This is a genomic window from Iamia sp. (assembly GCF_035575815.1).
Taxonomy (GTDB): domain Bacteria; phylum Actinomycetota; class Acidimicrobiia; order Acidimicrobiales; family Iamiaceae; genus Iamia.
In genome coordinates this window covers 1-8,249 of sequence record NZ_DATLXO010000023.1, presented here as the reverse complement: position 1 = coordinate 8,249, position 8,249 = coordinate 1, and the positions used below count along the sequence as shown (strand labels likewise).

The 8,249-nt window shown below is 73.4% G+C and carries 10 protein-coding genes; 1 reads left to right on the top strand and 9 read right to left on the bottom strand.

The window, feature by feature from the left end; genetic code table 11:
• Positions 1 to 896: SMC family ATPase (locus VNL12_RS01870; RefSeq protein WP_325591034.1), on the bottom strand; the 896-nt coding region annotated here is incomplete at its 3' end.
• Positions 893 to 2,161, bottom strand: coding sequence for an exonuclease SbcCD subunit D (locus VNL12_RS01865; protein WP_325591033.1), 1,269 nt, complete (start codon positions 2,159 to 2,161; stop codon positions 893 to 895). The genes VNL12_RS01865 and VNL12_RS01870, both read right to left, overlap by 4 nt.
• Positions 2,162 to 2,367: 206 nt before the next feature.
• Between VNL12_RS01865 and VNL12_RS01860 the strand changes: the two genes are divergently transcribed.
• The gene (locus VNL12_RS01860; RefSeq protein ID WP_325591031.1) at positions 2,368 to 3,390 is read left to right on the top strand and encodes a sigma-70 family RNA polymerase sigma factor; all 1,023 of its coding nucleotides are present in this window, start codon (positions 2,368 to 2,370) and stop codon (positions 3,388 to 3,390) included.
• Here the strand turns inward: VNL12_RS01860 and VNL12_RS01855 are convergent.
• From VNL12_RS01855 to VNL12_RS01825, 7 genes are all read right to left on the bottom strand, one after another.
• Complete coding sequence (locus tag VNL12_RS01855) at positions 3,304 to 3,660, bottom strand: hypothetical protein (protein ID WP_325591030.1); 357 nt, start codon at positions 3,658 to 3,660, stop codon at positions 3,304 to 3,306. The genes VNL12_RS01860 and VNL12_RS01855 overlap by 87 nt on opposite strands.
• Positions 3,661 to 3,780: 120 nt before the next feature.
• On the bottom strand, positions 3,781 to 4,548 hold the full coding sequence (locus VNL12_RS01850; RefSeq protein WP_414654836.1) for an energy-coupling factor ABC transporter ATP-binding protein: 768 nt from the start codon (positions 4,546 to 4,548) through the stop codon (positions 3,781 to 3,783).
• The gene (gene cbiQ / locus VNL12_RS01845; RefSeq protein ID WP_325591027.1) at positions 4,518 to 5,285 is read right to left on the bottom strand and encodes a cobalt ECF transporter T component CbiQ; all 768 of its coding nucleotides are present in this window, start codon (positions 5,283 to 5,285) and stop codon (positions 4,518 to 4,520) included. Before cbiQ ends, VNL12_RS01850 begins: the two co-directional genes overlap by 31 nt.
• 13 nt (positions 5,286 to 5,298) lie before the next feature.
• Positions 5,299 to 5,664 carry a PDGLE domain-containing protein gene (locus tag VNL12_RS01840; RefSeq protein ID WP_325591026.1) on the bottom strand — a complete coding sequence of 122 codons (366 nt, stop codon included), beginning with the start codon at positions 5,662 to 5,664 and terminating at the stop codon, positions 5,299 to 5,301.
• Entirely contained in the window at positions 5,661 to 6,350 is a 690-nt protein-coding gene (locus tag VNL12_RS01835; RefSeq protein WP_325591024.1) for an energy-coupling factor ABC transporter permease, read from the bottom strand. The genes VNL12_RS01840 and VNL12_RS01835 overlap by 4 nt, the downstream gene beginning before the upstream one ends.
• Before the next feature lie 160 nt (positions 6,351 to 6,510).
• Complete coding sequence (locus VNL12_RS01830; protein WP_325591023.1) at positions 6,511 to 7,254, bottom strand: ferritin-like domain-containing protein; 744 nt, start codon at positions 7,252 to 7,254, stop codon at positions 6,511 to 6,513.
• Entirely contained in the window at positions 7,251 to 8,114 is an 864-nt protein-coding gene (locus VNL12_RS01825) for a ferritin-like domain-containing protein (RefSeq protein WP_325591022.1), read from the bottom strand. The genes VNL12_RS01830 and VNL12_RS01825 overlap by 4 nt, the downstream gene beginning before the upstream one ends.
• Between the last annotated feature and the right edge of the window lie 135 nt (positions 8,115 to 8,249).

Below are 8,249 nucleotides of genomic sequence, written 5' to 3'. Positions count from 1 at the left end.
GCGAGGACCACCGGCCCATCGGTGTCGGTGGGGGAGGTCGGACCGGTCGGACCGGTCGGACCGGTCGGACCGGTCGGACCGGTCGGACCGGTCGGCGCGGTCGGGACGGTCGGGACGGTCGGGACGGTCGGCGCGGTCGGGAGGGAACCGATCGCCGCCCTCGCCTCGCTGAGGAGGCGGTCGAGCTCGCCGGCGTCCGCGTCGCCGACGCCGGGGCCCGCCAGGGCGGTGGCGAGGCGTCGCATCTCGGCCCGGGCCGAGGTCCGGCGCATCTCCTGCTCGTGCTCGGCGTGCTCGATGGCGCGGGCCTCGCGTCGGGCTTCGTCGTCGAGGGTGCGGGCCACGTCCTCGAAGACCGTGGTGCCGAAGATGGCCTTCAGGAGGTCTTCCCGCTCGGCCGACGAGGCCCGCAGCACCTGCTCGAAGCGGCCCTGGGGCAGCAGGACGACGCGCCGGAACTCCTCGGCGTCGAGCCCGAGCCGGTCGGTGAGGATGCGGTTGACGTCGGCGACCTTGGTGGCGACCACGTCGGAGCCACCCGGGACCCGCCGTTCGAGCACGGCCTTGGTCGAGGCCTGGGTGGCGGTGCCGTCGCGCTTGGTGCGCCACCGTGGTGCCTCGCGCCGGACGCACCACTCATCGGCGCCGAGACCGAAGCGCAGCTCGACTCGGGGGGTGACGGATCGGGCGTAGTCGGAGTGGAGGCGGGCCAGCGGGCGGTCGCCCGCCGTCTCGCCGTAGAGGGCGAAGCAGATGGCGTCGAGCAGGAAGCTCTTGCCCGCACCGGTGGGACCCCAGATGAGGAACAGCCCGGCGTCGCCGAGCGCGTCGAAGTCGACGACCTGGACGCCGGCGAAGGGCCCGAAGGCCTCGACCTCGAGGCGCCGCGGCCTCATGCCACCGCTCCGGCGTCCGGCGGAGCGGCGCTCTGGTGGCGATCGGCCGGCGCCGTGCCGACGGGCCGTTGCTCGCGCTGGCGGGCCGCCACCGAGTCGAACGCGGCCCACAGCAGGCTCGCCTCGGCGTCGTCGACAGGGCGACCGACGCGCTCGGCCACGAACGCCAGGGCCAGGTCGAGGGGGCTGATGCCGCCGTCGCGACGGCGGATGTCGTCCGTGCCGCCGACCCGGGCGGGGGCGACGTGCTCGAGCACGACGGCGTGGGGGAAGCGGTCGCGGAGGCGGGCCATGGCGTGGCGGGGCAGCACCTCGTCGGTGAGGCGGGCCCGCACCCACGCCGCCTCGGCGGCCCGGTGGGCGGGGTCGGCCAGCAGCCCGTCGAGGCGGCCCGACAGGGTGGCCGCCCGGCGCTCGACCCCGAGGGGGACGACCTCGGCGGCCACCGACCCGTCGGCCGCGATGTCGATGACCCGCACCGACGACGGTGCCGTCTCGGAGAAGGAGTAGGGCAGCAGCGAGCCGGAGTAGGCGACGCGCCCGGTGAGCTCCTGCGGGCGGTGGAGGTGGCCGAGGGCGGTGTAGGAGATGCCGTCGAAGACCGAGACCGGCACCCGGTCGACGCCGCCGACGCTGAGCTCGCGCTCGCTGTCGGACGGGGCGGCACCGGCGACGAAGGCGTGGGCCACGACCACCGAGCGCACCGAGCCCCGGGCGGCCAGGTCGGCTCGCACCGCACCGAGGGCGTGGGCGAGGACCTCGTGCTGGGTGGCGCGCCAGGGGCGGGCGGAAGCCGCGCCCGGCACCACGCCGTTGCGGCCGTCGACGGCGACGGGGGCCCGCTGGTCGGGTCGGGCGGCGAGGGGCTCGAGGTAGGGGACGGGATGGACGACGAGGTCGGGACCGCCGGCGGGGTCAGGCACCACCACCGGTGTGGCGGCGTCGAAGCGGCCACGCAGGGTGACCTCGCGGCGCAGCACCGGGTCGAGCGACCCGACGCGGTTGGGCGAGTCGTGGTTGCCGGTGATGGCCACGACGTGGACGCCGAGGTCGGCGAGCTCTCGGAGCACCTCGCCGAGGAGGTCGACGGCGTCGGCCGGGGGGATGGCCCGGTCGTAGAGGTCACCGGCGACGACCACCACGTCGACCGCGGCCTCGTGGGCGATCTCGACCACGCGCGAGAGGGCCCGCTCCTGGTCGGCCAGGAGCGGTGCGCCGTGGAACACCCGTCCCAGGTGCCAGTCGGAGGTGTGGAGCACCTTCACCCCCTCGACAGTACGGAGGGGGTGTGACAGTGAGGTGGATGCTCCGCCCGGAGGGTGGCCGGATCACCACCCAACGCCACGTCGTGGGCCCCGAGCGGCAGGCCCCTGGTCCAGAGCGAGCGCTCAGCCGCTCATCCGGTCGGACGGGCCTGGGGGTCGGGTCACCGGCGACGCGAGCGGCGCCCGAGTCCCTACCATGGCGTCCCGTGAGCCTGCACCCGCCCGCCACCGACCCCGCCGATCCCGCCGAGGCTGCTGGTCCCGGGCCGGCCCCCGACGACCTCGAGCGAGAGCTCGAGACCTACCGGCGCCAGCTCACCGGCTACTGCTACCGGATGCTGGGCTCGGGCTCCGAGGCCGACGACGCCGTGCAGGAGACGATGATCCGCGCCTGGCGCAACATCGACGGCTTCGAGGGCCGCTCGTCGCTGCGGTCGTGGCTCTACCGGATCGCCACCAACGTCTGCCTCGACATGCTGCGCGGGAGCCAGCGCCGGGCCCGCTCGATGGACTTCGGGCCCGCATCGGCCGCGGCCAACGCCTCCATCGGCGCTCCGCTCGGCGAGGACGCCTGGGTCCAGCCCGTCCTCGACTCACACGTGCTGGGCACCGACGCCGATCCGGCGGAGGTGGCCTCGTCGCGCGAGACGATCCGCCTCGCCTTCGTGGCCGCCCTCCAGCACCTGCCGCCCCGGCAGCGCGCCGTGCTGATCCTGCGCGAGGTGCTGCGCTGGAAGGCCACCGAGGTCGCCGAGCTGCTCGACACCAGCGTGGCCTCGGTCAACAGCGCGCTCCAGCGGGCGCGGGCCACGCTCGCCGCCGGCGACCTGGAGGCGACGCCGGCCACGCCGGTCGACGCCGAGCACGAGGCCCTTCTGGCCCGCTACGTCGACGCCTTCGAGCGCTACGACATCACGTCCCTGGTGGCCCTGCTCCACGAGGACGCCAACTTCACCATGCCGCCGTTCACCTTGTGGCTGCGGGGCCACGAGGACATCAGCCACTGGTACCTCAACCAGGGCATCGCCTGCGACGGGTCGCGACTGGTGCCGCTGGAGGTCAACGGCAGCCCGGCCTACGCCGCCTACAAGGCGACCGGCGACGGAGAGCGCGAGGCGTTCGCCATCCAGGTGCTCGAGGCCTCAGGGGGCCGCATCACCGGGCTCCACCACTTCCTCGGCCCGGACCTCTTCGTCGCCTTCGGGCTCCCGCTGCACATCTCGGAGTAGCCCGGCGGCGTCGGCGAGGGCCTCGTCGAGCCCGCGTCCCAACACACCGTCCAGCCCGACCAGCGCGAGCAGCTCGGTCAGCCGGCACCGCCGATCATGAGGGTGGCGCAGCCGGATCACCCACCCCAGTCGTCGGGCTGCGAGCTGGAGGCGGGCCAGGCGGTCGACCAGGTCGAGGCCGGGCCGCTCGCCGTCGACGTGGCCGATCACCACCTCGACGCCGTCGTCGAGGCGCAGCACCACTGCGGTCGACCCCTCGTCGAGCACCACCCACCGGCCTCCTCGTCGCGATCTGTCAAAGGGGAGACGTCGACCAGGGTCAGAACTCATCGCCCGCCCGCCCGCCATTGCCCCAGCTGCACCTGACTCGCGACCCGTCGCCGCCGGTGGTCAGGGGCCGGCGTAGGTCGGGTCGAACCCGTAGGGCAGCTCCAGGCGATGGGCGGCGAGCAGCTCCCGATCGGCGAGCAGCTCCCGGGTCGGTCCGTCGGCCACGACTCTCCCCTCGTCGAGGATCACCGAGCGACCGCAGAGCTCCAGGGCGTAGGGCAGGTCGTGGGTGACCACGAGGGTCGTGAGCTCGAGGGTGCGCAGCACCGCGGCCAGCTCACGGCGCGCCGCGGGGTCGAGGTTGGCGGTGGGCTCGTCGAGCACCAGGATCTCGGGATCCATGGAGAGCACGGTGGCGACCGCGGCCCGTCGGCGCTGGCCGAGGGAGAGGTGGTGAGGGGCCCGGCCGCCGGCATCGGGGAGGCCCACCGCGATGAGGGCGTCGCGCACCCGCTCGGCCAGGGCGGCGTCGCGCAGCCCGGCGTTGGCCGGGCCGAAGGCCACGTCGTCGTGCACGGTGGGCATGAAGAGCTGGTCGTCGGGGTCCTGGAACACGATGGCCACCCGGCGCCGGATGCCCGACGCGGTCGCCGGGGTGACGGGGGTGTCACCGATGCGGATCTCCCCCGCCGAGGGTCGGAGGATCCCGTTGAGGTGCAGGACGAGGGTGGTCTTGCCGGCCCCGTTGGGTCCGAGCACCGCCACCCGCTCCCCCGTCGCGACGTGCAGGTCGACGCCGCGCAGGGCGGGGCGTCCGTCCGGGTAGGCGTACTGGAGGCCCTCGACGTGCAGGGCGGTCACAGGAGGTGCGCCGCGGTCGCGACCGATGCTCCGAGGACCGGCACCAGCGCGGCGATGACCCACGCGCCCCGCGACGGGTGGTGGTGGTGGACCTCGGGCATGGCGCCGTCGTAGCCCCGCGACAGCATGGCCAGGTGCACCCGCTCGCCCCGTTCGTAGGAGCGGATGAACAACGTGCCGGCGGTGGCCGCCGTGGCCCGGGCCTGCCAGATCCACCGGGGGTCGTCGCCCCGCGACACCCGGGCGATCCGCATGCGGCCGGCCTCCCCCACGATCACGTCGAGGTAGCGCACCGTGAACCCGGCGATGGCAACCATCACCTTGGGCGCCCGCAGTCGCTCGACGCCGCGCAGCAGCTCGGCCATGGGGGTGGAGGAGGACAATAGGATGGCGGCGAGGACGCCGAGGGTGCCCTTCGCCGCGATGTTCCAGCCGGCCCAGAGCCCTTCTTCCGACAGTGGGACCCCCAGAACGTCGACGCGCGGGTCGGAGCCCACGATCGGGAGGAACACGGCGAAGGCCAGGAAGGGCACCTCGACGTGGAACCGCCGGACGACTGCCCGGGCCGGGAGCCGGGCGACGACCAGGAGGACGACGAGGATCGCGAGGTGGAGACCGAAGGCCCACACCGCCTCGCGCGGCGTGGCCACGACGGCCAGGACGAACACCAGGGTGGCGAGGACCTTGGCGTCGGCCGGGAGCCGGTGCACGACGCTGTCGCCGGGGTGGTGGAGGCCGGCTGGGTGGGAGTGGCCCGCGCCCATCAGGTGTGCGGCGTCACGGCGATGCGGACGGCGTCGAGTGCTCCGCGTGGGGGGCGTCCGATGTCGGGCCCCGGCCGCGTCCGGTGCGCCGCAGGAGGAGGACGAGGCCCCCGGCGATCGCGAAGGTCACGGCGATGCCGATGAGCCCGGCCACGCCGGTGCCGAGCGCCCCGTCGTCGATGCCATCGACGCCGTAGTCGGCCGTCGGCGCATCGCTCAAGGCGTGGTCCTCGGCCTCGGCGCTGAAGCCCTCGTCCTGGGCGACCCGCTCGAGGCCGTCGGGCTCGCTGCTGGCTCGGGGCGCCACGAGGAGGACCAGCAGGGCGGCGACCGCCAGACCGGCGGCCAGGAACACGCCGAAGCGGACGCGAGGCCTCACGAGGCCACCCCCTGCAGGGCATCGGGCGTCGTCCGCCCGGCGAGGTGGCGAGCGCCGTGCACGAGGTCGGGACGGGAGGCGAGCACGGCACCCACGGCGAGGCCGGTGATGATGCCCTCCCCGATGCCGATCAGGACGTGGGTGCCGATCATGGCCCAGCCGACCGTCCCGGCCGAGGCCCCACCGGCACCGCCGATCGCGTACTGCAGGGTGAAGGCCATCGACGACAGCACCACGCCGACGCCTGCCGCGAGGCCGGCGGCGAGGGCGATCCCTGCGGGGTTGCGGGCCATGACCCTGGAGAGGGCGACGAACACCAGGTAGCCGCCCAGGGCGGTGACGAGGGCCATGTTGATCACGTTGGCGCCGAGCGCGGTGAGCCCGCCATCGGCGAAGAGCACCGCCTGCACCACCACCACGACGGTGACGCAGATGGCCCCGATCCACGGCCCCAGCAGCACCGCGGCGAGCACCCCGCCGAGGAGGTGACCGCTGGTGCCGCCGGCCACGGGGAAGTTGAGCATCTGGACGGCGAAGATGAACGCCGAGGCGAGCCCGGCGAGGGGGACCTGGCGCTCGTCGAGCACCTGGCCCGCCCGCTTGAGGGCGACGCCGACCCCGCCCACGGCCACCAGGCCCATCGCCGCCGAGGTGGGACCGTCGAGGAAGCCGTCAGGTGCGTGCATGAAGCGAGACACTACTGCAGTCGACTTGCACCTGCCAGGACCTTGCGCTCCCCAACCTTGGGGGCGGCGAGCCGTCAGGGCGGTGGCGCGAAGACGTCTCGGGTTGGTGGCCCTGAGGTCCACCAACCCGAGACGAGCCCTGGTCAGACGTACACCACGGTCAGGCGGCGGCAGACTGCTCGGTCGTGGCGAACACCTCGGGCACGGGGTACTCCCCGAGCACGTAGTAGAGGATCGACTGGTGCTGCCGATCGACGATGTGGATCGAGCCGGCGAGCTCGATGGCCTCGGGGAGGGTCAGCTGGGAGATGGCGTCGAGGTAGGTGTCGGCTGCGATCTGCTCGAGCATGAGAGCGAGTCGAGCCGCACCCTCGACATCGGTGACCTCACCGAAGGCCTCGTCGACCGTGGTCTTGAGCTCCTCGTTGGGCTCGGTGACCTCTTCGTTGCCACCTCCGGTGAGCACGTCGTTCCAGGCCCCGAGGTGCTCCTCGTGGTGAGCCAGGGCGGTGGTGACGTACTCGACGACGGCTTCGGGGACCTCTCCGAGGTCACCGGCGGTGGCCGCATCGGCGGCAGCCTGGTAGGTCTGCACGGCCAGGACCTCGAGGCCGGCGGCGAGCATGGCGATCTCGGTGTCGGCACCGCCACCGCCCTCAGCGGGCTCGTCGCCCTCGGCGGTGGTGGTGGTCTCCTCCTCCTCGGCCGTGGTGGTCGTCTCGTCGTCGCCACCCGCGGTCGTGGTGGTGTCGGAGCTGTCGTCATCGTCATCGTCATCCTCGCCACCGCAGGCGCTCAGGGCGATGGCGGCTCCGGCGACACCGACGCCGGCGATGAACCGGCGGCGGTTGAGCAGGGAGAGGGCCGGGGCCCCCGGGGTCGTGGTCTCGTCGAGATCGGTCACGCGACGGCTCCTTCTTCAGGGGGACTGGCCATATCGGGGCTCTCGAAGGCGCTCGGGAACGCCACGCTGCCGGCCGCGGCCGGAAGGGCTGCGGGGTCGGTCGGGATGGCGATGAGCTCCTCGGCGCCGCCTTCGAGCAGGGCGCCGACGGCACGGAGGGTGGCGAGGTGCTGGCACTCGACGCCCATGACGCTGCCCATGAGCAGCCGCATCTCGCCGTCGCTCAGGAGGCTGAGGTTGGCGAGGTAGGTGTCGCCCGCCACCTCCTCGAGCGTTGCCGCCAGCTCGACCACGGCCATCGGGTCCGTCAGGCCGGGGGTGGCGTCCTCGACGACGGTCATGTACTTGGGGTTCGGCTCGGTCTGCATCTCGCCGCCGAGCTCCTCGGACATGTTCTGGAAGGCCACCCGGTGCTCGTCGTGCTGGCTCATCGTCATCTCGGCGAAGGTCTTGACGACCTCGTTGCCGTTGGCGATGAAGTCGAGCTCGAGGGCGGCGGCGTAGGTGTTGACGGCCAGGATCTCGAGCGACGATGCCGTCTGGAAGATCTGGACGTCGACGTCGGCCTCGGTCTGGGCCGCGATGGGGCGGGCCAGGGTGCCGACGATGGCCGAGCCGAAGGCGGAGCCGATCAGGCCGCGAGCGGCGAGGGCACCGACACCGAGACCACCGTTGCGCAGCAGGCGACGGCGATCGCTGTTCATCGCGGCGACTCTGTCCGGGTCGACAGGGACGGAACGCCGTTCGGCGCCCAGCTCCTTGATGTCGGGCAGTGTGGACCGGGCGTCGCGCATGGCGTCGGTGTGGAGGTCCTGGGACTCGACGATCAGTTCGCCGAGCCTCCGGTCGTCGATGGACATGGGTGGCGACTCCTCAGGTTGCGGTCTTCAGCCCCGTCCGAGACAGGGATGACCGCTCCATTGTGGGGCCACAACAGGGGCGCCGGCCATCCCCAACCCTGGGCCGTTTGCCGCCCGCACTGGTGTCGACCGGTG

Bases quoted from the DNA above. Each gene is read 5' to 3' on its own strand.
- cbiQ (WP_325591027.1), bottom strand. From the start codon at position 5,285: ATGGGCGCGGGCCACTCCCACCCAGCCGGCCTCCACCACCCCGGCGAC.
- VNL12_RS01835 (WP_325591024.1), bottom strand. From the start codon at position 6,350: ATGCACGCACCTGACGGCTTCCTCGACGGTCCCACCTCGGCGGCGATG.
- VNL12_RS01825 (WP_325591022.1), bottom strand. From the start codon at position 8,114: ATGTCCATCGACGACCGGAGGCTCGGCGAACTGATCGTCGAGTCCCAG.